The organism is Mycobacterium sp. ML4 (assembly GCF_054515735.1).
In genome coordinates this window covers 1-24,206 of record NZ_JBTNSY010000034.1, presented here as the reverse complement: position 1 = coordinate 24,206, position 24,206 = coordinate 1, and the positions used below count along the sequence as shown (strand labels likewise).

22 protein-coding genes and 1 pseudogene are annotated in these 24,206 nt (G+C 70.1%); 16 read left to right on the top strand and 7 right to left on the bottom strand.

The window, feature by feature from the left end:
• The first annotated feature begins 41 nt into the window (after positions 1 to 41).
• Positions 42 to 659, top strand: a complete 618-nt coding sequence (locus ACX9NE_RS26575; RefSeq protein WP_459364641.1) for a DUF5994 family protein — start codon at positions 42 to 44, stop codon at positions 657 to 659.
• Positions 660 to 676: 17 nt separating this feature from the next.
• Here ACX9NE_RS26575 and ACX9NE_RS26570 read toward each other — a convergent pair whose 3' ends face one another.
• The 4 genes from ACX9NE_RS26570 to ACX9NE_RS26555 all read right to left on the bottom strand — a co-directional run bounded on the left by ACX9NE_RS26570 (position 677) and on the right by ACX9NE_RS26555 (position 8,205).
• Positions 677 to 3,241 carry a PE family protein gene (locus ACX9NE_RS26570; RefSeq protein WP_459364642.1) on the bottom strand — a complete coding sequence of 855 codons (2,565 nt, stop codon included), beginning with the start codon at positions 3,239 to 3,241 and terminating at the stop codon, positions 677 to 679.
• Between the two features lie 100 nt (positions 3,242 to 3,341).
• Positions 3,342 to 4,874 carry an FMN-binding glutamate synthase family protein gene (locus tag ACX9NE_RS26565; protein WP_459364643.1) on the bottom strand — a complete coding sequence of 511 codons (1,533 nt, stop codon included), beginning with the start codon at positions 4,872 to 4,874 and terminating at the stop codon, positions 3,342 to 3,344.
• 79 nt (positions 4,875 to 4,953) lie between these two features.
• A complete protein-coding gene (locus ACX9NE_RS26560) occupies positions 4,954 to 6,711 on the bottom strand; it encodes a glycerol-3-phosphate dehydrogenase/oxidase (protein WP_459364644.1) in 1,758 nt (585 codons plus the stop codon).
• An 81-nt stretch (positions 6,712 to 6,792) separates the two neighbouring features.
• A complete protein-coding gene (locus tag ACX9NE_RS26555) occupies positions 6,793 to 8,205 on the bottom strand; it encodes an NAD(P)H-quinone dehydrogenase (RefSeq protein WP_459364645.1) in 1,413 nt (470 codons plus the stop codon).
• 170 nt (positions 8,206 to 8,375) lie between these two features.
• On the opposite strand from ACX9NE_RS26555, the gene ACX9NE_RS26550 reads away from it, so the two are divergent.
• The 13 genes and pseudogenes from ACX9NE_RS26550 (at position 8,376) to ACX9NE_RS26490 (ending at position 18,617) form a co-directional block, all read left to right on the top strand.
• The gene (locus tag ACX9NE_RS26550) at positions 8,376 to 8,861 is read left to right on the top strand and encodes a gamma-glutamylcyclotransferase (protein WP_459364646.1); all 486 of its coding nucleotides are present in this window, start codon (positions 8,376 to 8,378) and stop codon (positions 8,859 to 8,861) included.
• Positions 8,862 to 9,508: 647 nt separating this feature from the next.
• Positions 9,509 to 9,907 (top strand): VOC family protein, encoded by a 399-nt coding sequence (locus ACX9NE_RS26545; protein ID WP_459364647.1) that lies wholly within the window; start codon positions 9,509 to 9,511, stop codon positions 9,905 to 9,907.
• 130 nt (positions 9,908 to 10,037) lie between these two features.
• A pseudogene (locus ACX9NE_RS26540) lies at positions 10,038 to 10,190 on the top strand (hypothetical protein); the annotation flags it as partial.
• A 271-nt stretch (positions 10,191 to 10,461) separates the two neighbouring features.
• Positions 10,462 to 10,575 carry a potassium-transporting ATPase subunit KdpA gene (locus tag ACX9NE_RS26535; RefSeq protein WP_459364648.1) on the top strand — a complete coding sequence of 38 codons (114 nt, stop codon included), beginning with the start codon at positions 10,462 to 10,464 and terminating at the stop codon, positions 10,573 to 10,575.
• Positions 10,576 to 10,854: 279 nt separating this feature from the next.
• Positions 10,855 to 11,316, top strand: a complete 462-nt coding sequence (locus ACX9NE_RS26530) for an ATP synthase subunit B family protein (protein WP_459364649.1) — start codon at positions 10,855 to 10,857, stop codon at positions 11,314 to 11,316.
• Positions 11,313 to 12,236 carry a hypothetical protein gene (locus ACX9NE_RS26525; protein ID WP_459364650.1) on the top strand — a complete coding sequence of 308 codons (924 nt, stop codon included), beginning with the start codon at positions 11,313 to 11,315 and terminating at the stop codon, positions 12,234 to 12,236. Before ACX9NE_RS26530 ends, ACX9NE_RS26525 begins: the two co-directional genes overlap by 4 nt.
• Before the next feature lie 58 nt (positions 12,237 to 12,294).
• A complete protein-coding gene (locus ACX9NE_RS26520; RefSeq protein WP_459364651.1) occupies positions 12,295 to 13,683 on the top strand; it encodes a V-type ATPase 116kDa subunit family protein in 1,389 nt (462 codons plus the stop codon).
• Entirely contained in the window at positions 13,677 to 14,102 is a 426-nt protein-coding gene (locus ACX9NE_RS26515) for an ATP synthase subunit C (RefSeq protein WP_459364652.1), read from the top strand. The genes ACX9NE_RS26520 and ACX9NE_RS26515 overlap by 7 nt, the downstream gene beginning before the upstream one ends.
• A 13-nt stretch (positions 14,103 to 14,115) precedes the next feature.
• Positions 14,116 to 14,334, top strand: a complete 219-nt coding sequence (locus ACX9NE_RS26510; RefSeq protein ID WP_459364653.1) for a hypothetical protein — start codon at positions 14,116 to 14,118, stop codon at positions 14,332 to 14,334.
• Positions 14,331 to 14,855 (top strand): hypothetical protein, encoded by a 525-nt coding sequence (locus tag ACX9NE_RS26505; protein WP_459364654.1) that lies wholly within the window; start codon positions 14,331 to 14,333, stop codon positions 14,853 to 14,855. Before ACX9NE_RS26510 ends, ACX9NE_RS26505 begins: the two co-directional genes overlap by 4 nt.
• The gene (locus ACX9NE_RS26500) at positions 14,846 to 16,585 is read left to right on the top strand and encodes a V-type ATP synthase subunit A (protein WP_459377743.1); all 1,740 of its coding nucleotides are present in this window, start codon (positions 14,846 to 14,848) and stop codon (positions 16,583 to 16,585) included. The genes ACX9NE_RS26505 and ACX9NE_RS26500 overlap by 10 nt, the downstream gene beginning before the upstream one ends.
• Positions 16,582 to 17,979: a V-type ATP synthase subunit B gene (locus ACX9NE_RS26495; protein ID WP_459364656.1), complete on the top strand. Its 1,398-nt coding sequence runs from the start codon at positions 16,582 to 16,584 to the stop codon at positions 17,977 to 17,979. The genes ACX9NE_RS26500 and ACX9NE_RS26495 overlap by 4 nt, the downstream gene beginning before the upstream one ends.
• Positions 17,979 to 18,617, top strand: coding sequence for a V-type ATP synthase subunit D (locus tag ACX9NE_RS26490; protein ID WP_459364657.1), 639 nt, complete (start codon positions 17,979 to 17,981; stop codon positions 18,615 to 18,617). The genes ACX9NE_RS26495 and ACX9NE_RS26490 overlap by 1 nt, the downstream gene beginning before the upstream one ends.
• Before the next feature lie 15 nt (positions 18,618 to 18,632).
• Here ACX9NE_RS26490 and ACX9NE_RS26485 read toward each other — a convergent pair whose 3' ends face one another.
• From ACX9NE_RS26485 to ACX9NE_RS26475, 3 genes are read right to left on the bottom strand one after another with little or no spacing between them, the layout of a single operon-like run.
• Positions 18,633 to 19,805: a M20 family metallopeptidase gene (locus tag ACX9NE_RS26485; RefSeq protein ID WP_459364658.1), complete on the bottom strand. Its 1,173-nt coding sequence runs from the start codon at positions 19,803 to 19,805 to the stop codon at positions 18,633 to 18,635.
• Positions 19,802 to 20,986, bottom strand: a complete 1,185-nt coding sequence (locus ACX9NE_RS26480) for a M20 family metallopeptidase (RefSeq protein WP_459364659.1) — start codon at positions 20,984 to 20,986, stop codon at positions 19,802 to 19,804. The genes ACX9NE_RS26485 and ACX9NE_RS26480 overlap by 4 nt, the downstream gene beginning before the upstream one ends.
• 22 nt (positions 20,987 to 21,008) lie before the next feature.
• The gene (locus ACX9NE_RS26475) at positions 21,009 to 21,671 is read right to left on the bottom strand and encodes a cutinase family protein (RefSeq protein WP_459364660.1); all 663 of its coding nucleotides are present in this window, start codon (positions 21,669 to 21,671) and stop codon (positions 21,009 to 21,011) included.
• On the opposite strand from ACX9NE_RS26475, the gene ACX9NE_RS26470 reads away from it, so the two are divergent.
• Together ACX9NE_RS26470 and ACX9NE_RS26465 are read left to right on the top strand one after the other, a co-directional pair.
• Entirely contained in the window at positions 21,663 to 22,517 is an 855-nt protein-coding gene (locus tag ACX9NE_RS26470) for a purine-nucleoside phosphorylase (RefSeq protein ID WP_459364661.1), read from the top strand. The two genes, ACX9NE_RS26475 and ACX9NE_RS26470, sit on opposite strands and share 9 nt — an antisense overlap.
• Positions 22,518 to 22,521: 4 nt before the next feature.
• On the top strand, positions 22,522 to 24,081 hold the full coding sequence (locus tag ACX9NE_RS26465) for a phospho-sugar mutase (protein ID WP_459364662.1): 1,560 nt from the start codon (positions 22,522 to 22,524) through the stop codon (positions 24,079 to 24,081).
• Positions 24,082 to 24,206 lie beyond the last annotated feature (125 nt).

Below are 24,206 nucleotides of genomic sequence, written 5' to 3'. Positions count from 1 at the left end.
GTGGGGTCACTCAGGGCACTCGGTGGACAGGTGGTGAGACAATGCAGGGCCCAACCCGGTTGGAGATCAAGCCCTTTCGCCCGGTTTCGGAGCACATCGACGGAGCCTGGTGGCCGCGGTCCAAGCGGCTGGTCGACGAACTGCCGGGCCTGATCACGTCGATGTCGGAACAGCTGGGACCGATCGCGATGGTCGGCTACCACCACAACGGCTGGGATGCCGTGCCGGCGGCGATCGAGGTCGACGGGCGCACCGTCGAATTGCTCGGCTTCAGCGGTGACGAGCCGGCCAGCATCATCCTGATCGGTCAGGACGGCCACCATCTGAGCCTGCAGGTCATCTCGCCAGACGCCGCCGACCACAGTGGCGAACAGGCCCTGCAGGACGTACGTTCGGGCGCCGGCGACGATGTCACCGCCGCGAGCCGTTCCCTGACCGCGCGATCTGTTGCCGACGTCGCAGAGAAGCTGGCCCAGCACGAAGGCCGCGGCGACGAGCAGCGCACCGCCCAGCTACGGCCGCAGATTCTGCAATGGTGTGAAGAAGCCGCCCAGCAGTTCGTCGACGCCCCGGTGCAGACGTTCGTCCCGATTCTCGTCGAGCACCTGGTGCGCAACCGCCTGCTGGAGTCGCGGGCGGCGGCCGGGTCGGGTCATTAAGGCGTCAGCACCGCGCCTCAGCCACCGTCGGGTCCCGCGACGCCATTGAGTCCGGTCGCGCCGGCGTTTCCCTGTCCCACCGGGCCGGCACTCGGTCCGCCGGCCCCGCCGGCGGCGCCCAGTCCTCCGGCTCCGCCGTCTCCGACGAGCCCGGCGGCCCCACCGTTACCGCCGTTGCCGCCGTTACCTCCGGAATGGCCGGCCCGGTAGGAGTTGCCGCCGGCCCCGCCGGCCCCGCCGACGCCGCCGTTGTTGGGGCTGCCGCCGTTGCCGGCGGCACCGCCCGCGCCGCCGGGACCGCCATCGCCGTACCCGCCTCCGGGGTTGCCGCTGCCGCCCATGCCGCCGGCGCCACCGGCTCCGCCGGTCCCGAAGAGCAATGCCCCCAACCCGCCGGTGCCGCCCGTGCCGCCGGCCCCGCCGCTGACCAACCCGCTGGCCCCGCCGGCCCCGCCGGCCCCGCCGTCGCCGCCCGGCCCGAACAACCCGGCGACACCTCCGACGCCGCCGGCACCGCCCATCCCGCCATGCAAACCTCCGGCGGCGGCGTTACCGCCACCTCCGGCCCCACCGGCGCCACCGGCCGCTGAAATCCCATACAGCAACCCGGCACCGCCTCCGACGCCGCCGGCGCCGCCACTGCCGCCGGCAACCCCAATAACCAGTGTCGTGGCGTTTTTACCGCCCGCGGCACCACCCTGGCCGCCCAGTCCGCCGGCCCCGCCGTCCCCGAACAACCCGGCCCTGCCCCCGGCCCCACCGGTCCCGCCGTTGGCCCCGTTGAAGCCCACCGCACCCGGTGCGGCGTTGCCGCCGGCCCCGCCGGCCCCGCCGGTGCCGAACAGATAACCGCCATGGCCACCCGCCCCACCGGCGCCACCCAGCCAGCCGGCCCCGCCGGCCCCGCCGGACCCGATCAACCCCGCCGCACCCCCCGCTCCACCGGTTCGACTCGACGTGCCGCCGATATAGCTGAACCCTGCACCGCCATTGCCGTACAGCAACCCCCCGGGCCGCCCATCGGGACTCGACGCCGTCCCGGCGGCACCGTCACCGACCAACGGCCGCCCCAACAACGCCTCGGTGGGAGAGTTCAGCGCCCCCAGCACACCCTGTTGCAGCGGGGAGCCGGAGGGGTGCCAGGTGCCGGCGAGCGCAGCGGGGTCCCCGAACGCCAGCCCGGTGGTTCCCGGGACGCCGTTGAGTCCGCCCGCGCCGGCGTTTCCCTGTCCCACCGGGCCGGCACTCGGTCCACCGGCCCCGCCGGTGGCGCCCAGTCCACCGGGGCCGCCGGTACCGATCAGCCTGGCGGCCCCACCGTTACCGCCGCTTCCGGCGTTAGCTCCGGAATGGCCCGGTTCGTAGGAGTCGCCGCCGGCCCCACCGGCCCCGCCGGCACCACCATTGCCGTACGACCAGCCCCCGGCCCCGCCGTCGCCCCCGGCGCCGCCGGCGCCGCCATCGCCGTACCCGCCGATAACGCTGCCGCTGGCGCCCGCGCCGCCCACTCCGCCGGCCCCACCGGCACCGAACAGCAACGCCCCGGTTCCACCGGTTCCGCCCGTCCCGCCGGCGCCGCCGCTCACCAACCCGCTGGCCCCGCCGGCCCCGCCGGTGCCGCCTTCGCCGCCCGGCCCGGACAACAACCCGGCCACACCGCCCAGACCGCCGACGCCGCCCGCCCCGCCATACAGCCCTCCGGCGCCGGCGTTACCGTCGCCCCCGGCCCCACCGGCGCCACCGGCTCCCGAAACGCCGTACAGGAACCCGCCACCGCCACCGGTCCCCCCGGCACCGCCACTGCCGCCGGCCGTGCCGTTGACCAGTGTCGTGGGGTTCAGACCGCCCGCGGCCCCACCCTGGCCACCCTGCCCGCCGGCCCCGCCGTCCCCGAACAACCCGGCCCGGCCCGCGGCCCCGCCGGTCCCGCCGTTGGCACCGTTGAAACCCGCCGCACCCGGCGCTCCGCTCCCGCCGGCCCCACCGGCCCCGCCGGTGCCGAATAAGTAACCGCCACGGCCCCCAGCGCCACCGGCGCCACCCAGCCAGCCGGCCCCGCCGGCCCCACCGGACCCGATCAACCCCGCCGCACCCCCCGCACCACCGGTCTGAGTTGTGGTGCCGCCGGTATAGCTGAACCCCGCACCGCCGTTGCCGTACAACACACCCCCGGGCTGCCCGTCGGGGCTCGACGCCGTCCCGGCAGCACCATTACCGATCAACGGCCGCCCCAACAACGCCTCGGTCGGAGCATTCAGCGCCCCCGACACGAGCCGTCCCGCCGCCTGCAACGGCGAGGCGGCGGCGGCCTCGGCAGCCGCGTATGACGCGCCGGCGGCGGCTAAAGTCTGGACGAACTGCTGGTCGAACCGAGCGGCTTGCGCGCTCAACTGCTGATAGGCCTGCCCATAGGAGCCGAACATCTCTGCGATCGCCGCCGAAACCTCGTCCTGGGCCGCGACAATCACGCTGGTGGTCGGTAACGCAGCGGCCGCACGAGCCGCGCTGATCGCCGAGCCGATCCCGGCGACCTCCACGGCTGCCCCCGCCATGGCGTCGGGCGCCGCTGACACATACGACATCTGCCACCAACCGTTCACTCGTACGCGTCACATCCACCGGAAGGGCCCCGGCGTCATCGGACCGCGGGGCCACTCGGTGTAATCCTGACGGGTCGCTCGATCACGCGCCGGGAAATGGAAAAAGCGCCGCGGTGGTCGATTCCGGTCCGGGCAGACCCCAATCGGGCTTGTAGTCGAACAACTCCTCGGCCGGGACCGACCGCAGGTCGACGTACAGGATTTCGATGGCGTTCAGCGGAACGAGTGCGGGGTGCGGGTACCCACATGCCCGTGCCAGGCTCATCAGCTCGAAGCGCAGGGTGGCCAGATAGTTGGCGCAGCGCACCGACTTCAGCGCCGGGTCCAGGCCGTGCTGCAGCCAGGGCGACTGGGTCGCCACACCGGTCGGGCAGCGACCGGTGTGGCAGCGCTGGGCCTGGATGCAGCCGATGGAGAACATCGCGGTGCGGCCGACATTGATCATGTCGCAGCCCAGGGCCAGCGCCAGCAGCGCGTTCTCCGGGATGCCGAGTTTGCCGGACCCGATGAACACGACGTCGTGGTGCAGGCCCTGCTCGGCGAACGCGCGGTAGACGCGCGGAAAGGCAGATTTGAAGGGCAAGGCGACATGGTCGCTGAACACCAGCGGCGCCGCCCCGGTGCCACCCTCTCCGCCGTCGACGGTGATGAAGTCGACGCCGGTGCCGGTGCGGGCCATCCGCGCGGCCAACTCCAGCCAGAACGCCTGCTCCCCCACCGCCGACTTGATGCCCACCGGCAGCCCCGTTTCGGCGGCGATCGTCTCGACGAATTCCAGCAGCCCGTCCACGTCGTGGAAGGCGGAGTGCCCGGCCGGGCTCTTGCAGTCCACCCCGGGCGCGATACCGCGGATCCCGGCGATCTCCTCGGTGACCTTGGCGCCCGGCAACATGCCGCCCAACCCGGGTTTGGCACCCTGGCTGAGTTTGATCTCGATTGCCCTGATCGACGGCGTGGCGGCCACCCGGTCGACCAGCCGGGGCAGACAGAAGGAGCCGTCGTCATTGCGGCAGCCGAAGTACCCGGTGCCGATCTGCCAGACCAGGTCGCCGCCGTTGAGGTGGTAGGGCGACACCCCGCCCTCACCGGTGCTCTGCATGGCGCCGGCCAGCGCGACGCCCTTGTTCAGAGCGGTGATCGCCGCACCGCCGAGCGCGCCGAAACTCATCCCGGACACGTTGACCAACGACGCGGGCCGAAAAGCCCCGGCGCGCTTGCGCGCTGCGCCGAGCACCTTCGCTGCGGGCAACGGGACCTTCGGGTCGGGGTGGGCCGGCTCGCCGTCCGGGGCTGACATCGGAAACGCCGCATGCTTGACGATCGGGTAGTTGTGCGCGCGCTCCAGATCGTTGTCGGTGCCGAAGCCGAAGTACCGGTTGCTCATCTTCGACGACGTGTAGACCCAGCGCCGCTGATCGCGGCTGAACGGCCTCTCCGCGTTGTTGTCGGTCACGATGTACTGGCGCAGTTCCGGCCCGACCGCCTCGAGAATGAACCGCAGATGCCCCACGATCGGGAAGTTGCGCAGGATGGTGTGGCGGTGCTGCCATAGGTCCCAGCCGGCCAACCCGGCCAGACCCGTTCCCAGCACAGCACTCGCGGAGCGTCGTTTCACGCCCCCATGCTCACCCGAGCCACCGACACCTGGCTAGTGACCTGAGTCCTCGGAAGGTCCTCGGAAGGTCCTCAATCGTTCAGTTGAGAGGCACCGGTTCGAGGATCTCCGCACGTGCCTCGGGCGCGCTGGCCCGCAACTCGTCGGCCGACACGTCGTCGGGCTGTGCCTGTGAGAGCACCTCGGCCTCGACCCGCGCCTTATAGTTGGCGACCTCACGGTTGACGTCCTCAGCGCTCCAGCCCAGCACCGGCGCCACCAGTTCGGCGACCTCGCGGGCGCAGTCGACGCCGCGGTGAGAGTACTCGATGGAGATGCGCATGCGGCGGGCCAGGATGTCCTCGAGGTGCAGCGCCCCCTCGGCCGCGGCGGCGTAGACGGCTTCCACCTTCAAGTAGCCCGGCGCGTCCTTGATGGGGCTGAGCAGGCCGGGATTGCCGGCGGCCATGCCCAGCACGCCGCCGATCAGCGAACCGTAGCGATCCAGCAGGTGTCGTACGCGGTACGGGTGCAGCCCTTGGAGCGAACCGACGTTCTCGGTCTGATTGATCAGGGCGAAATAGCCCTCGGCGCCCATCAGCGGCACCTTCTCCGTGATGGACGGCGCGACCCGCGCCGGGATGAACTCGGCCGCTGCGTCGATGGCGTCCTGGGCCATCACCCGGTAGGTGGTGTACTTCCCGCCGGCGATGGCGACCAGTCCGGCCGCCGGGACGGCCACCGCGTGCTCGCGGGACAGCTTGGAGGTCTCGTCGCTCTCGCCCGCCAGCAGTGGACGCAACCCGGCATAGACGCCGTCGATATCGGCGTGCGTCAACGGAGTTGCCAGCACCGCGTTGACGGTGCTGAGGATGTAGTCGATGTCCGCCTTGGTCGCGGCGGGGTGCGCGAGATCGAGGTTCCAGTCGGTATCGGTGGTGCCGATGATCCAGTGGCTTCCCCACGGGATGATGAACATCACCGACTTCTCGGTCCGCAGGATCATTGCGACGTCACTGACGATCCGGTCCCGCGGCACCACCACGTGCACGCCCTTGGACGCGCGTACCTGAAAGCGGCCCCGCTGCTTGGACAGTGCCTGGATCTCGTCGGTCCACACCCCGGTCGCGTTGACCACCACGTGGCCTCGGACCTCGGTGATCGCACCGTCCTCGGAATCGCGCACCCGCACCCCGGTGACGCGATCGCCCTCACGCAGCAGCGCTACCACCTGAGTGGAGGACCGCACGACCGCGCCGTAATGCGCGGCGGTGCGCGCCACCGTCATGGTGTGCCGGGCGTCGTCGACAACGGTGTCGTAGTAGCGGATACCGCCGATCAGGGCGCTGCGCTTGAGCCCGGGGCTGAGCCTCAGTGCCCCGGCTCGGGTCAGATGCTTTTGCGCCGGAACGGATTTCGCCCCGCCGAGCTGGTCGTATAGGAAGATGCCGGCGGCGACGTAGGGACGTTCCCACCAGCGCTTGGTCAGTGGGAACAGGAACGGCAGCGGTTTGACCAGGTGCGGCGCCAGCGTGGTCAACGACAGCTCGCGTTCGAAGAGCGCCTCGCGCACCAGCCCGAACTCCAGTTGCTCGAGGTAACGCAGGCCACCGTGGAACATCTTGGACGACCGACTGGAGGTGCCCGACGCGAAGTCGCGGGCCTCGACCAGCGCGACCTTGAGCCCGCGGGTGGCGGCATCCAGCGCGCAACCCGAGCCGACCACTCCGCCGCCGATGACCACCACGTCGAATTGCTCGTTACCCAGCCGCTCCCAAGCCAAAGCGCGTTGCTGCGGACCCAGCGATGAAGCCACCCAGGTCTGCGCGCTCGCCGGTGCTTGAATCGGGTTGCTCACGACGATGGACTCCTGTCGGTTACTTGTCGGTAGGCATTACTGACCCAAGGCTAGTTCGTCTGGCGCCCGGACAGTCGGCCTTCAGTCCAGATCGTCATGGGCCATCAGGCGGCGGGCCGCCTCGGTGATCGAACCGGATAACGAGGGGTAAACGGCGAGCGTCTGGGCCACTTCGTTGACCGTGAGCCGGTTGCTGACGGCCACCGCGATCGGCAGGATCAGCTCCGAGGCGATCGGGGCCACCACCACGCCGCCGATGACGACGCCGGTGGACTTGCGGCAGAAGATCTTGACGAAACCCTGCCGCAGCCCCGACATCTTCGCCCTCGCGTTGGTGTGCAGCGGCAGCATGATGGTCCGCGCGCTGAACGACCCGTCGTCGATCGCCGACTGCGGGACGCCGACGGCGGCGATCTCGGGCCGGGTGAAGACCGTTGCGGCCACGGTGCGCAGGCGGATCGGGGACACGCCCTCGCCCAGCGCGTGATACATCGCGATGCGGCCCTGCATCGCCGCCACCGACGCCAGCAGGAGCAGACCGGTGCAGTCGCCGGCGGCATAGATGCCGGGCACCGAGGTCCGTGACACCCGGTCCACCTTCAGGTAGTCACCGGGCCCCAGGTCGATGCCGACGCGTTCCAGCCCCAGCCCGCTGGTGTTGGGAATCGAGCCGATGGTCATCAGGGCGTGGCTGCCCTCGATGGTGCGTCCGTCGGTCATCGTGACCAGGACGCCGTCCTTGGTGCGAGTGACGGACTCCGCCCGTGCGTTCTTGAAGAGGTTGACCCCGCGTTCGGCGAAGGATTCTTCCAGTACCGCCGCGGCGTCGGCGTCCTCGTAAGGCAGCACCCGGTCCCGGCTGGCCGCCACGGACACCTGCACCCCGAGCTCGGTGTAGGCGTGCACGAATTCGGCGCCGGTGACCCCCGAGCCGACCACGACGAGGTGTTCGGGCAGTTCGTTGAGGTCGTACAGCTGACGCCAGGTGAGGATGCGCTCGCCGTCAGGCGGCGCCGAGGGCAGGATGCGCGGGCTGGCGCCGGTGGCGATCAGCACGAAGTCGGCGTCATGCTCGGTGACGGTGCCGTCCGGCGCCGTCGCCCGGAGCCGGTGTCGGGCCAGGCCGAGGGTGGGGTCGACGAGCTCGCCGCGGCCGTGCACCAGCTTCACCCCCACGGCGCGCAGTTGGGTGGCGATGTCGTCGGACTGCTCGGCGGCAAGGTTTCTGACCCGCGCGTGGATCTGCGGAAGGTCGATTTTGGCGTCGTCGATGTCGATGTCGAAACCCAGCCGCGGCGCGCGGCGCAGCTCGGTGCGCAGCCAGGTGGAGGCGATGAAGGTCTTGGACGGCACACAGTCGGCCAGAACGGCGGCGCCGCCGACACCATCGGAATCGATGATGGTGACTTCAGCCGCAGAGCTTGCATTGGCGGCCACCAGGGCGGCTTCGTAGCCGGCCGGGCCGCCACCGAGGATCACGATGCGGGTCACCACAGCCCATAACCTAGTCCGGCGACGATGCACTCCGCAGGGCGGAGTGAGGAGGAGCCGGACAATCCGACCTAGTCCGGCGACGATGCACTCCGCAGGGCGGAGTGAGGAGCCGGACAATCCGACCCGGCGGCTGACGACCCGCTCCGCAGGGCGGAGTTTAAGCTTTCCCCGTGCCGCTCTACGCCGCCTACGGGTCGAACATGCATCCCGAGCAGATGCTCAAGCGTGCGCCCCATTCTCCGATGGCGGGAACCGGCTGGTTACCGGGGTGGCGGCTGACGTTCGGTGGCGAGGACATCGGCTGGGAAGGCGCGCTGGCCACCATCGTCGAGGACCCGAATTCTCGGGTATTCGTCGTGCTGTACGACATGACACCGGCCGACGAGATGAACCTCGACCGGTGGGAGGGCTCGGAGTTCGGCGTCCACAAGAAGATCCGCTGCCGGGTCGAGCGCGAGTCCTCGGACACCGACATCGACCCGGTGCTGGCGTGGCTCTACGTGCTGGACGCCTGGGAGGGCGGCCTGCCCTCGGCGCAGTATCTGGGCGTGATGGCCGACGCCGCCGAGATAGCCGGCGCTCCTGCGGATTACGTGCATGACCTGCGCACCCGGCCGGCCCGCAACATCGGTCCCGGGCCCAGCACTCCGGAGTGACAGCGGCTCGGGCTCTGGGCCCTCTCGGCCCTCTCGGCGCAAGCGCACCCACAGTCGCGGCGAACGTCCGCGTCTGTCCGGCAACGCCGCTCCGGCTGGCAATTTGGGCACGCGCGGGTGCGGTATTCGGGCCGGGGCAGGCATAAGCAGCAGCGGCGGCAGTACCGATGCGCCGGCTAGTGAACGCGCATGTCGCCGATTCGGCAAGTGGATTCAGTCCTCCCGACACGACACCACGGCGACCGCCACACCACCAGCCTCAACCGAACGGCGCTCGAAAAAATCCAGTTGCTACGCGTATGGACTGCGTTCGGAGCGCAGCGCGCGTTCGCGGTTCGGCGTAGACCTCAATGCATGGACCGCAGTCCAAGCGGGGCCGGGTCCGAGCAGCAGTCGGTGCTGGTACCTGGATCGCCGAGGCGCTCAACCAGCCGAACTCGGCAACGAACATCGACCACTCGATCACGACCCCACGGTCGCCGGCAATGTTGTGGTCGAGCCAAGAGAAGACCAGAGACACCGATTGCCGAACGGCCGGCTGGCCGGGAACGCGTTCCTGCTGTGGTGACTGAAGCGGGCCGCACCCTTCGATGCGGCGGGTGGGACCGCAGGTCGACGACGCGTCTGGCAGCGGTGAGAATGTTCGAGTGCCAACGTTGACGGGAATCCACCACGTGAGTGTGCCGACCAACGATCCGCTGGCCGCCAGCGACTGGTACATGCAGGTATTCGGATTCGCCACCCTGTTGGTCGAGGAGCACGAAAACGACGTAGTGGCCGTGCTGCTGCATCATCCGTGCGGTGCCCGTGTGCTGTTGCGCCGCGCCGCCGCGCAGGTGACCGCATTGCGCGGATACCTGTTGTTCGCTCTGAGTGTGGCGAGCTACACCGAGCTGCTGCACTGGGTAGAACACCTCACCACGGTCGGCGCCGACCACAGCGCGGTACACCCGGCGCATCTAGGCTGGGCGGTGACCGTAACCGGCCCGGACCTGATTCGTATCCAACTCCGCACGGACGATGGACCCAGCGGCGAAGACGAGTAGGTGCTCGCATGCCGCACAGCCGACATGGGTGGGAGCGCTGACACCGGAGTTGTCGGCGGCGACGAGCGCGAGCCACGGCGGTTCGTCTTCACAGATGCCGTCGAGCCCCAGCGGCCCTCGGCTACGCCAAGGCCACCCGTGGGAACGATTGCTGCACAACCAAAGCGCGCTGCGCCTCAAATCGCGGCTGTTGTTTCAGCCCGCTCTCATGGTCACCAGCGTCCCTTATCAGCTCCAGCCCTTCGAACGCGACACCGCGACGGGCACCGCGCCACCTGCCTAGCCAGTCCGTCACCCCGACTGGGCCGACGGGGGCGCCACCGACCGATCACCGAGCTCCGGGATGTGATCAGTCAGCTGGATCCCGTCGGGCCGCGAGCAAGATCGACGCAGGTCCGACAAACATGGCGATGTTGTGCGGGAGGTTAGCGCGCGCCCGGCACACGAGCCGTAAGAATCGCATCAGGGTCGGAGACTTTCCGCGGCCTAAATTCGAACCGATTGCGTTGTTGGTTTGAGAGGAGTCGCGTCCATCAACGATCCATCTCGCTGGGGTGTCGCACCGACCCACCTTCATCCTGCTCATCGTCGGTGTGACCCTGATCACGGTGGGGTTGGAAAACCTGCCGGCGCTGGCCCTCGGTCCGATCGCCGATGGGGTCGGTTAGGCGTCGATGGCATGACGGCCGGTGACGGTTGATTTCGAGTCGATCATGTCCGGCAGCCGCGTCCTTCCCCATTGCAATGTCGACGGCTGGGACCAATCCGCAGCAGGGCCATTGGACTCTGTTCGTTGTTGACCTGCCTCGATTAGCGTGAACGCTGCAGGTTTGGGTTGCGGGTCGGTGGTGCACGTCGGCCGTCGATCTTCGCGTCGGGATTGCCGAAAACATCTCCCGCGTAACGCTTTTCAACCCATCATGGGGTGCTCGGAAGGGAGGATTTCGGTGCCGCAGTGGCAAACTGTCCTGGACCGCTTCCGTCCGGCTGGCACGCCTGGTGCCGCCGGCCGTCCCGGCATCCCGGCGGACCGTAGCGCCGACGCGGCGGCCGAGCTCACCGAAGTACTGGCACTTCTGGACGATGCGCAAGAGGAGGCAGCGCGGACCCGCCAGGCCGCCATCGACCGGGCGCAGCAGATCCGTCGCACCGCCCACCGTCAGGCGGCCGAAATCGTCGCGAAAGCCCGTCACGACGCCGAGCGGGTGCGAGCCCAATCCGAAGCGGACGCGCTGCGCGAAGCCGGTGCCGATGAGGACGACATGCGACGCCAGGCGGAGGCCGAGATCGCCCGGCTGCGCGAGCGGGCCGGTGAGCGATTGGCGCGCGACGTCGACGCTGTGGCCGGTCAGGCGCGCGGGTGGCTCGATGCCCTCACGCCCCCGTTGACGGCGGAGAGCGATAGGTGAGCGCTCAGTGGGTCGCGGGCAACGTGCGCGCCAGAGCCCTGCTCAACCGGCGGTTGGGCGCTGCGCGCGCCCGCGCCCTCGCGGCGATGAACTCGCTGACCGACGCGCAACACGCGCTGGCAGCCACTGCGTATGGCCGCGACATCTCCGTGGGACAGCCCGCACTCGACAGCGACCATGCGGTGTGCGCCGCGCTGTTATGGCATCTACGGGTGCTGGCCGGATGGCAACCGGCGCCGGGCGCGCAGGCCATCCGCGCGCTGGCGGCGGGCTTCGAAGCCAACAACATCGCCGCCCACGCCCGGCGGTTGGCGGGCACGCAGCCCCGCCCGCCCTACACGCTGGGCGCACTGGCGACCGCGTGGCCACGGCTGTGCGAGACCTCCTCGCTGGCGCAGCTGCGGCACATCCTGAACCAGACGATGTGGGGCGACTCGGGATCGGAATCACCATCGGACATCGCGCTGGCGGTGCAGATCGGCTGGGCGGCGCGGGTGGCCAGCGCGGTTCCCGAGGCGCGGGCTTGGGCGCAGGCGCAGTTGGCTTTGACTGTGGCGCGTCGACGGTTTGTGGAACAGCGTGAATTGCCCGAGCCGGTGCTGATGCGCGCCCGGCCGATGTTGGGCGCTTCGGCAACAGCGGCCAGTGACCTGGCCTCGTTCACCGATGCGTTTGCGACGCGGCTGCGCTGGTTGTTTGACGGCATCACCACGGCCGACGACTTGTGGACTGCGGAGGCGCGCTGGTGGGCGCGGGTGGAAGCCGACGGGCTGACCATGCTCGGCAGCGGCCAGTTCACCCGGGCCCGAACGATCGGGGCGGTCGCGATGTTGGGCGCCGACGCCTGGCGATGCCGCGCTGCAGTGGCACTGGCGTCGCGCGGCGGCGGCCCGATGGATGTCTACGATGTCATCACCTGAATGGACTGAACGGCCTCAACGGCTGCGCGCCTTCGCGCGGCGTATTACCCCGGCCCGTATGCAGCGCATCGCGGTGGTGGCGCGGACGGACACACTGCGCGACGCGCTGGTGGTGGTGGCCGGATCCGGCAGCGTCGAGCTCGACGACCCCGGCGACAGCAGCGGTGCACCGGGTCAGGCGGCACGGGCGCTGCAGCGGATGGGCGCGCACCCCGATTCGGCGCACGGCGGCGCGGCGGTGATGTTGTCGGCCACCGCGCCGGACGTCGCCGACCTGGAGCGGACTGGGCGAGCGGATCTACTGGCCGGCGAGGCGCAGTTGCAGCAGTACGCTGCAGCCGCGGTGCGCCGTGGTGCCGTCGCAGCGATGCCGGGCTGGTGCCCGGCCGATGAGCTGTCCATGCTGGGCGATCGCCTGGATGCGGCCGGGGCCGCCGCGGTGCCGATGCCCAACCCGCGCGGGGTGGATCCGCCAACGCTGCTCAACATCGAAAAGGGGCTTTCCGGCAGCTTCTCGGCGCTGGTGCGCACCTACGGCACCGTTCCCTACCACGACATCGACCCCACCGTGTGGGCCGGGCTGGCCTATGTGGCGATGTTCGGAATGATGTTCGGTGACGTCGGCCACGGACTGCTGCTTGTCGTCGCCGCGGTCATGATCAGGCTGGGCTGGATCCGCCGGTTCCCGTCGCTGCGGCCGATGTGGAGTTTCGTCGGCGCCGCCGGGATTGCGGCAAGCGTCTTCGGCGTCCTGTACGGGGAATGCTTCGGCCCGACCGGGATCGTGCCGGTGGTGTGGCTGGCCCCGTTGGATGATCCGATGCGGCTACTGCTGGTTGCGTTGGCGGTCGGGGCGGTGTTGCTCGGGGTCGCCTACACCGTGGGAGCGATCAACCGCTGGCGCGAGGGCGGATTTCGGCTGGCCGTCTACGCGCCGTCGGGGATCGCGGGGGCGACGGTTTTCACCGGTGCTGGTGCCGTCCTGGGCGGCTACATGATCGGCCCCCGGCTACTGGTGGCGGTTGGGCTGCTGCTGTGCGCGGCCGGACTGCTGCTCGCGCTGATCGGTCTGTATGCCGAGTCCGGTGGCGGCGCGGCCGGACTGCTGCAGGCCGCGATCGGCGGGCTGGACTTGGTGGTGCGTCTCGGGTCCAACCTGGTGTCGTTCGCCCGTCTCGCAGCGTTCGGCATGACTCACGCCGCACTTGGCTGGGTGGTGTGGCGCGGGACGACGGCACTGTGGGCACACAGCTGGATCGGTGCAGTCGGGGCGGTGGTGCTGTTCATCGTGGGCAACGCCGTGGCGTTCGCGCTGGAGGCGTTGGTGGCAGGCGTGCAGGCGCTGCGGCTGGAATTCTATGAATTGTTTTCGCGGATATTCATCGGCGAGGGTCGGCCGTTCCGGCCCTGGACTGTCCCGGTGGTCGAAATGGAGGCGGCATGTTGACCTGGGTTATCGCTTCACCGGCGCTGATCACCGGATTCGCGGTCAGCTTGATGCTCTTGCGGCGCCGCGACCGACTGGCGGTCCAGCTGTTCTGGGCAGTCAATGCGGTGGTGGTGGTCGCGGCGATGGTGGTGCTGGTGCAGGCGTTGACCGCGTCGCCGGCGGCGGCGGAAACGGCCGCGGCGGCCGGACCGGGCGGCGCGGGCGGCAACTGGGCGGCGCTACTGGGCGCGGCGATCGCGGTCGCGGGGTCGTCGATCGGCGCGGCAATCGCCGTGGCGTATACCGGCGCGGCGGCCCTGGCGGCCCTGAGCGAGCGCCCAGAGCTGTTTGGCCGGGCCATGGTGATCGTCGGGTTGGCCGAGGGCATCGCCATCTACGGGCTTGTCGTGGCGGTCATATTGATCCAGCGGGCCTGACGTGGGGGCTTGAATGGGAGTAATTGTCGCGATCGGTGAGCCGGCGTTGGTGGCCGGCTATGCGATGGCTGGCGTGACCACAATGCCTGCCCGGGGCGCGGATGAGGTGCGCCGAGCCTGGGAGCGCCTGCCATCCGGCGTAACCATGGTCATCCTGACCGCGGCAGCCGCTGCCGAGTTGGGCGACCGGATGAGCGGGGGCGGCCCGCTGACCGCCGTGATGCCTGCATGAGCGCGCTGAACGCCGAGCAGGCGATGGCGGCGTTGCAGCCGTTGCGGCGGCGCTTGCTGGAGTGCGCGCGGGGTGACGCCGAACGCGAGATCGCCGAGGCCGAGCAGGAAGCCCAATGCGTTCTCGCTGAGGCCCGTAACCACGCCGCACAGCTGGCCGACACGGCCCGTGCCGCAGGGCGGGCCGGGGCGGAAACGGTGAGCGCGCAGCGACGTGCTGCGCTGCAGCGGGAACTGCGCGGTGCGGTGCTGGCGGCCCGACTCGACATTCACCAGCTGTGGTGTCGCCACGGCACCGAGGCCGTGCTGCGGCTGCGTGACGACCCCGCCTACCCGCACTGGGCCGCCGCCCTGCGGTCCGCCGCCCAGGCGACACTGGGCGCCGACGCGCTGCTGCGCGAACATCCCACCGGCGGAGTGGTGGCCGAGTCCGGTCAGCGGCGCATCGACCTAAGCCTGGCCGGCATTGCCGCGCGGGTGCTCGACGACACCGCTGCCGATGTGGGTGACCCGTGGGCGTAGGCGAAACAGCAGGGGTGACGCAGGTGGTGCGGGTGTCGGGACCGCTGGTGGAAATCGGCGTCACCGCCCCGCTGGCGATGCATGAGCTGGTAACGCTGGGAACCGAGCGAATTCCCGCCGAGGTGGTCGCGATCCGCGGTGAGCAGGTGACGCTACAGGCCTACGAGTACACCGGCGGCCTGGGGCCCGGCGCCGGCGTGGTGGCGCTGGGCCGCCCACTATCGGCGTCGCTGGGACCCGGGCTGCTGGGCGGGGTGTTCGACGGGCTGCTGCGGCCCCTGCACAGCGCGCCAACCTGGTTGACACCCGGCCATGACAGTGAAATCGACCACTCGACATGGCATTTCGAGCCGAAAACAACTATCGGCAACGAAGTGACGGCCGGCACCGTGCTGGGCGTGGTGCCCGGCGCCGGATCGGTGCAGCACCGTGTACAGGTTCCCGCCGGGCTGTCGGGCACGCTGGACTGGATCGCCGCCGCCGGTGACTACGCCGCCGATGAGGCGATCGCCTCAGTTGGCGGACAGCCGGTGTCCATCGCGGCGCTGTGGCCGGTGCGCCAGGCGCGACCGCATCGTCGTCGACGCGACGACGCCGTTGCGCTGACCACCGGCCAGCGCGTAGTCGACTTGCTGTTTCCGATCGCCCGGGGCAGCACCGCGGCTGTGCCGGGTGGATTCGGTACCGGCAAAACGGTGCTGTTACAACAGATCGCGAAGTGGTGCGACGCCGACGTCATCGTGTATGTCGGCTGCGGAGAGCGCGGCAACGAGATGGCCGAGATCGTTGCCGACATGCGCGAGTTGACCGATCCGCGCACCGGCGGGCGGCTGGTGGACCGCACCGTGATCATCGCCAACACCTCGAACATGCCGATGATGGCCCGCGAGGCCTGTATCTACACCGGCGTTACGGTCGCGGAGTACTACCGCGACATGGGTTATCACGTCGTGGTGATCGCCGACTCCACTTCTCGGTGGGCAGAAGCACTGCGCGAGTTCGGGTCACGGCTGGGAGAGCTGCCTGCCGAGGAGGGTTATCCGGCCAACCTGTCCTCCGAACTTGCGGCGTTCTATGAGCGCGCCGGCCACGTCGACACTCTTGGCGGAGACATCGGGTCGGTGACGGTGTTGGGAGCGGTGTCGCCGCCCGGTGGCGACCTGTCCGAGCCGGTCACTGTCAACACCGAGCGTTTTGTGCGCTGTCGGTGGTCGCTGGACCGGGACCTGGCCTACTCGCGTCATTACCCTGCGGTGTCGTGGTCGGCGTCGTTTTCCCGGGACGCCGAAGGGCTCGGCACCGCCCGCGTTGTTGCCGGCGACGACACCGGCTGGGCTGCCCGGCGCGCTCGGGTGCTGGATCTGCTGACCGAGTCCGACCGGCTGGCCGCGCTGACCGAGTTGGTCGGGGTTACAGCACTGCCCGATAGCGAGCGGATGGTGCTGTTGGCCGGGCGGCTGCTGCGGGAAGCCGTACTGGCGCAGAATGCCCAAAACCCCAACGACGCCCACTGCGGACCGGTGAAGACCGCGGCGCTCGTTGACGCGGTGTTGGCGGTAATCGACACCTGCCGTGAACTGGTCGCCGCCGGTGTAGCTGCGCAGCTGATCGAGGAGACCGACTTCGGCAAGCTGATCCGCGCCCGCGACGACAGCGGACCCGACGACACCGCGGTGGTGGTCGAACGCCGGGATCAGATCGTCGAGACGCTGCGTGAATTGCCGCGATGAGCCGACCGTTGCCGCAATGGGTGGAATACCGCGGTGTGCGTGAGTTGCGCGGTCCGCTGGCCGTGGTCGGCGGTGTCGCCGGTGTGGGGTGGGATGAGTACGTAGTCATTAGCCTGGCCGACGGTTCGGTGCGGCACGGGCTGGTGCTGGACGTGAACCGCGACATGGCGCTCGTGCAGGTCATGGAAGGCACGTCGGGAATGGACGCGGTCGGGGCTGCATACCGGTTCAGCGGCGAACCCCTGCGCGTTCCGGTGGGAACCGCCTGGCTGGGCCGCACCTGCAACGGACGCGGCGAACCGATCGACGGGGGCCCGCCGGTGACCGGGGCGCGGCGGGTGTCGGTCAACGGCGATCCGCTCAACCCCATGCAACGCGAGGCTCCCTCGGAGCCGGTGTTGACCGGCGTGTCGGTAATCGATGCGCTGACGACCCTGGTCCGAGGTCAAAAACTGCCCGTCTTCTCGCTGCCCGGGCTGCCGCACCTGCGCCTGGCGTGTCAGATCGCCGCGCAGGCCAGTGCCGGGGGCGAGCCGTTCAGCGTAGTGTTCGCCGGCATCGGGCTTACCCACACCGACATCACCTATGCGCGCAACGTGCTCGAATCACGGGCCGCAGCAGGCGAGTTGGTACTGCTGCTGAACGCCGCCGACGACCCAGTCATCGAGCGGATCCTCACCCCGCGCATCGCGCTGACGATCGCCGAACACCTGGCGTTCGACACGGAGCGGCACGTATTGGTGGTCATGACTGACATGACCAGTTACGCCGAGGCGCTGCGTGAGGTCTCGGCAGCCCGCGGTGAAATGCCGGCCCGGCGCGCCTATCCGGGATATCTTTACACTGACCTGGCCTCGTTGTACGAGCGGTGCGGCAAAATCGTCGGACGGCCCGGATCGGTAACTGTGCTGCCCGTGTTGACGATGCCCGGAGGCGACATCACCCACCCGGTGCCGGACCTGACCGGCTACATCACCGAAGGGCAGGTCATCTTCTCCGCGGAGATGCATCTGCACAACATCTACCCGCCAGTGGATGCCTTGTCGTCGCTGTCGCGGCTGATGCGCCGCGGCGCGGGCGCTGGCCGCACCCGTGACGATCACCTTCCGCTGTCAGCGCAGTTGCTCGCCTCGCTGGCCCGCGCGCGGCAAGTGGGCGCGCTGGCCGAGCTGATCGGGCCCGATGCGCTCACCGCCACCGACCGCAGCTATCTGCTGTTCGAGGATGACTTCGCCGCGAAGTTGGTCAATCAACGTCCGGACGAGGCACGACCGCTCGACGAAACCCTCAACCGGGCATGGGAGGTACTCGCTCGGCTGCCACGCAGTGAACTGGCGATGCTGCCCTCCGGCCTGCTCGAAGCACACCGGTCCGACAGCGTGCAGGAGGCCTGATGGCGGCGTTGGCGGTTCCCCCTGGGCGGATGGGTCGGCTGTGGGTGCTCGACCGGCTCCTCCTCGCCGAGCGCGGGGTGACGCTGCTCGAGCAGAAGCTGCACTTGCTGACCGCGCTGCAAGGCGAGCTGCAGCGCAGGGCCGAACAAAACAGCCACGACTGGCAGCAGGCGTGCCGCGAGGCCGACACGTGGGGGTTGCGGTCGGTGCTGCTGGGCGGCCAGCGCGCGATCGACCTTGCCGCCGCCACCGCGCCGGCGTCGGTCACCGTGGAGTGGGCCGTCACCGCCGGGGTGCGCTACCCCGACGGCGCCGCCTGCGAATTGCCGCCCGAGGACGATCCGGCCGTCACATACACGACCTCGGCGTCTGCGCAGGCCGCGCGGGCATATCGAGCGGCCGTCTTCGCGGCGGCCGAATGCGCTGCTGCGCAATCGGCTATGAAAACCATCGAGCGAGAGGTCAACACGACCCGACTGCGGGTGCGCGCTCTGAGCAGACACTGGCTACCGCTGCTACGGCAGGAGTTGGCCCGCATCGAGTTAGAGCTGGAAGAGCAGGATCGCGACGGCGCGATCCGGGTGCGACTCGTCGGCCGTCAGCGCGGGTTAGAGCCCGGACAGGCGCAGCGGCACTGACAGCGGGCTCGCGAGCTAAGGGATAAGAGCGGACTGCTCGATGATGTTGACCATCACCCGCACGCCGATAGCCAGCGCGCGCTCGTCGAGGTCGAACGTCGGCTGATGCAGGTCCAGCTGCGGGCCCTCGCCGGACCACACTCCCAGCCGCGCCATCGCGCCGGGGACTTCTTCCAGATACCAGGAGAAGTCCTCTCCGCCGCCGGACTGCCGGGTATCGGCCAGTACGTCGGGGCCGACGGCCTCGATGGCGTGGGTGAGGATGCGCGTCGAGAGGTCCTCGTTGACCACCGGCGGCACCCCCCGCCGGTACTGCAGCGTGTGTTCGATGGCCAGCGGCGACAGCAAGCCGGTGACCGCTTCGCGGATGATCGCCTCCAGGTCGATCCAGGTCTGGCGGCTCGCCGTGCGCACGGTGCCGGCCAGCACACCGGACTGAGGTATCGCGTTGGGAGCCACGCCCGCATTCACCGCGCCCCACACCAGCACCGTGCTGTTACGCGGGTCGATGCGGCGGGAAAGCACACCGGGCAGCCCGGTGATCACCGTGCCCAGCCCGTAGACCAGGTCGGCGGTAAGGTGCGGGCGCGAGGTGTGCCCGCCGGGTGAATACAGGGTGATCTCGAGCTGGTCGGCCGCCGAGGTGATGGGCCCGAGCCGGACGGCGACCTTGCCGACCTCGAGCCGGGGATCGCAGTGCAGCGCGAAGATTCGCGATACCCCGGTCAATGCGCCGGCCGCGATGGCGTCGATCGCGCCGCCCGGCATGAGCTCCTCGGCGGCCTGAAAGATCAACCGGACCCCGACCGGTAGTTCGGGCACCGAGGCCAGCGCGAGCGCGGTTCCCACCAGGATGGCGGTATGGGCATCGTGTCCGCAGGCGTGCGCGATGTTGGGCATCGTCGAGGTGTACGGTGCGCCGGTCCGCTCGGCCATCGGCAACGCGTCCATGTCAGCCCGCAGCGCGATCCTGGGCTGGTGCTCGGGACCGAAGTCGCACACCAGACCGGTTCCGCCGGGCAGCACCTTCGGGTTCAGCCCGGCATCGGCCAGCCGTTCGGCGACGAATTGAGTGGTGGCGAATTCCTGGCGTCCCAGCTCGGGGTAACGGTGGATGTGCCGGCGCCAGGCGACCAGGTCATCGGCGTGCGCGGCCAGCCACGACTCCGCACTGTCGACCAGGCTCACAGCACGCCCGCCCGCCGCTGCTGGGTCGTGAGCACCCGGTTGCGCTGATCCGGATCCGCGGCGAGCGTAACGACGGTGCGCGCCAGCATGATCGCTCCCTCGACCACAGCGCGGTCGGCGCTGGGTCCGGCCGCCGCGGCCGCGAAGGCGCGCTGGTGTACCGTCGCGCCACCGGCGTCGACCCCGATCACCGGGTGGATACCGGGCAGCACGTGCGTCACGTTACCCATGTCCGTGCTACCCAACGGCAGCCCCGCCTCCACGGCGGCGGGCACCGGCTCGCGCCCCAGCCTGCGCATCTCCTCGCGGCATACGTCGGCCAGCCACTGATCAGGCCGCAGTTCCGCGTACGGAGGTCCGGCTTCGTCGATGTCGTATTCGCAGCCCGCCGCCAGAGCACCCGCGGCGAAGCACGCATACATCCTGCCCTCGAGCTCGGTCAACGAGCCGGACTCCACAGCGCGCATCGCGTACTTCAAGGTTGCCTGGCCGGGGATCACGTTGACGGCCTGCCCGCCGTTGGTGACGATGCCGTGCATCATCTGTCCGGGCGCCAGTTGCTGACGCAGCAGACCGATGGCCACCTGCGCGACGGTCACCGCGTCGGCGGCGTTGAGTCCCAGGTGCGGTGCGACGGCGGCGTGCGATTCCCTGCCCCGGTAGCGGACGGTGACCTCGGACAAGGCCAGCGACCGGGCGCCGGCGATGTCGGTGGGCCCTGGGTGCACCATCACCGCGACCGCGACGTCGTCGAACGTCCCCGCCCGCAGCATCAGCGCCTTGCCGCCGCCGGATTCCTCGGCCGGAGTACCCAGCAGGGCCACCGTCAGGCCCAGCTCGTCGGCCACCTCGGCCAGCGCCAGCGCGGTGCCCACCCCCGATGCCGCAATGATGTTGTGCCCGCAGGCGTGCCCGATTTCGGGCAACGCGTCGTACTCGGCGCAAACGCCGACGACCAGCGGCCCGTCGCCGAAGTCGGCGCGGAACGCCGTGTCCAGGCCGGCGACCGGGGCGATCGCGAAACCACGTTGGGCGACAAGCTCTTTGGCCTTGGCGCAGCTACGGTGTTCGTCGAACGCCAGCTCGGGTTGCGCGTGGATGGCGTGGGACAGCTCGACCAGGTCGCCACCGCGGCGCCGCACTGTCGCCTCGACGGTGTCCAGTGGGCTGATGGCGGGCATCCACGCAGTATCTCACCGACGGTCAAACACGACCGGCGATGAACCCGGCCGCCTGGACGGGATACGGCGGATCCGCGTACTCGCGGTGCGCCAGCCGGTCGCGCCCGCCGACCGTGCAGACCGGGTCACCAGGGCTGCACAGGTCGATCGCCCGGCCGGCGAACTGACCCGTGGACGACAGTGGCACGTTGAAGCGGATGCCCGGGTTGCCGAACACCGCGACCGCAGCGACCCGCTGGGCCAGCACCGGATCGAGCTCGGGGGCCGAGCCGAATTCGCCGACGGTGTCCCCCAGCGGCGGCACCCCCGCCAGCATCGAGACCGCAGCGGCGCCTTGGGAGAAGCCACCCAGCACGATCCGCGTTTTCGGGCACTGATCGGCCATGTAGGCGATGTGGTCGCGCGCGTCGTTGGCTCCGTCGGCCGTGGTCAGGAAGTTGTAACTGGCCGCGTAGTTGACCGGGTACACGCCGAGGCTCCGTGCGCCCAGCGCCGGCCGCAGTGCGGCCTCCAGCGCGTCGCCCACCACCCCCATTCCCGGCGGCTCCGCGGTCCCCCGGGCGAAGACCAGCTCGACGTTGGGGCAGTCGTCGGCGACCGACTTCGGGATCGGGCCGCCGAGCAGCGCGCCGGCGGCCAGCAGGGCGGCCGCGGCGAAGACGAAAAGCGATTTGTGATGCCGCACAGGGCAGATCATCACACACGCCGGGCGGCGGTGCCGGAGCAAGTAGTCTCGCCGAGTGTGACCAGCGAACTCGCCGTCCAGGCAGCGGCCGTCATCGCCGAACGCACCGGCATCGTCGCACACGACGTCGCCGTGGTGCTGGGTTCGGGGTGGTCGCCGGCCGTTGCCGCGCTGGGCGCTCCGACCGCCGTCCTGGCCCAGGCCGAGGTGCCCGGTTTCACTCCCCCCCGGGCGGCAGGACATGCTGGTGAAGTCCTGTCGGTGCCGGTCGGGGCACACCGGGTGCTGGTCCTGGCCGGGCGTATCCACGCCTACGAAGGCCATGATCTGCAACACGTCGTGCACCCGGTTCGCGTGGCGTGCGCAGCAGGGGCGCGGATCGTCGTGCTCACCAACGCCGCCGGCGGATTGCGGCCCGATATGAGCGTGGGCCAGCCGGTACTGATCAACGACCACCTGAACCTGACGGCCCGTTCGCCACTGGTGGGAGCGCAGTTCGTCGACCTGACCGACGCCTACTCACCGCGCCTGCGCGCGCTGGCCCGTGACTGCGACCCGGAACTGGCCGAAGGTGTGTACGCCGGCCTGCCGGGTCCGCACTACGAGACGCCGGCCGAGATCCGGATGCTGCGGTTGCTGGGCGCCGACCTGGTCGGCATGTCGACGGTGCACGAGACGATCGCGGCGCGGGCGGCCGGCGCCGAGGTGCTGGGGGTATCGCTGGTGACCAACCTGGCGGCCGGGATCACCGGTGAGCCGCTCAGCCACGCCGAGGTGCTGGCCGCCGGCGCGGCGTCGGCCGTTCGGATGGGATCGCTGCTGGCCGACGTGATAGCCCGGTTCTGACCCCGTGACGCCCGAGGACTGGATCGCTCACGACCCCGATCCCCGCACTGCGGCCGAACTGGCCGCGCTGGATCCCGCCGAGCTCGCCGCGCGGTTCGCGCACCCCTTGGGCTTCGGCACCGCGGGCCTGCGTGGACCGGTGCGCGGCGGGCCGGACGCGATGAACCTGGCGGTGGTGGTGCGGGCCACCTGGGCGCTGAGCCGGGTACTCGAGCCGTCCACGCGGGTGATCGTGGGGCGCGACGCCCGGCACGGCTCGGCCGAGTTCGCTACGGGGGCTGCTGAAGTTCTTGCCGCACAAGGCTTTTCGGTGCAACTGTTTCCCGGTCCGGTGCCGACGCCGGTGGTGGCGTTCGCGGTGCGGGCCACCGGAGCGGCGGCCGGGATCCAGATCACCGCGTCACACAATCCGGCTACCGACAACGGCTACAAGGTGTATCTCGACGGCGGCATCCAGATCGTCTCCCCCACCGACCGCAAGATCGAAGCCGCCATGGCGCACGCGCCGCCGGCCGACCAGATCGCCCGGACACCGATTGAGCCCGCCGAAACCGACCTGCTCGAGCGGTACATCCGGCGCGCGGCCGGGGTCCGTCGGGCCGCCGGTTCGGTGCGGGTGGCGCTGACCGCGATGCACGGGGTGGGCGGCGCCGTCGCCGTCGAGACCTTGCGCCGGGCCGGCTTCTCCGACGTGCACGTGGTCGACGCGCAATTCGCGCCGGATCCCGACTTTCCCACCGTCGCGTTCCCGAATCCCGAGGAGCCCGGCGCCGCGGACGCCTTGCTCACCCTGGCCGCCGACGTCGACGCCGATGTGGCGATCGCGCTCGACCCCGACGCGGACCGCTGCGCGGTGGGGATCCCCGGCCCGGCCGGGTGGCGGATGCTGTCGGGCGACGAAACCGGTTGGCTGCTGGGCGATTACATCCTTTCGCAGCCCACCAGCGGGCCCAGGACGGTAGCCAGCACGGTGGTGTCCTCCCGCATGCTGGCCGCGATCGCCGCGCAGCACGGTGCGGAGCACGTCGAGACCCTCACCGGCTTCAAGTGGCTGGCGCGCGCCGACGCCGACCGCCCCGGGACACTCGTCTATGCCTACGAGGAGGCGATCGGACACTGCGTGGACCCGCAAGCCGTACGGGACAAGGACGGGATCAGCGCCGCGGTGTTGGTGTGCGACCTGGTCGCCGCACTGCACGGCCGTCAAGTGCCTGACCTGCTCGACGATCTCGCCCGTCGCTACGGCGTGCACGACGTGGCCGCGGTGCCGCGGCGCGTCTCCGACACCGAGGAGGCCGCCGCCGTGCTGCGCCGGCTCCGAGAAGAGCCACCGGACCGGCTGGCCGGTTTCGCCGCGACCCGCACCGACATCGCCGACGTCCTGATCCTGACCGGCGGCGACGAGCGGACGTCGGTGCGGGTGGTGGTGCGCCCGTCGGGCACCGAGCCGAAACTGAAGTGCTACGTGGAAGTTCGGTGCAGGGTAAGTGGTGAACTGGCGGTGGCCCGGCAGCGCGCCCGGGCACTGCGCGAGAAGTTGGTCGCCCAGGTATTGCAGTGGTGATGTGGGCATATGGGCGGCTCAAGCGTACGGCGGCGACCCCCGGCGCCCGGCTTCGCCGCGCTTGCGATCGCCGCTCAGCCATATGGCGGCGACCCCCGGCGCCCGGCTTCGCCGCGCTTGCGATC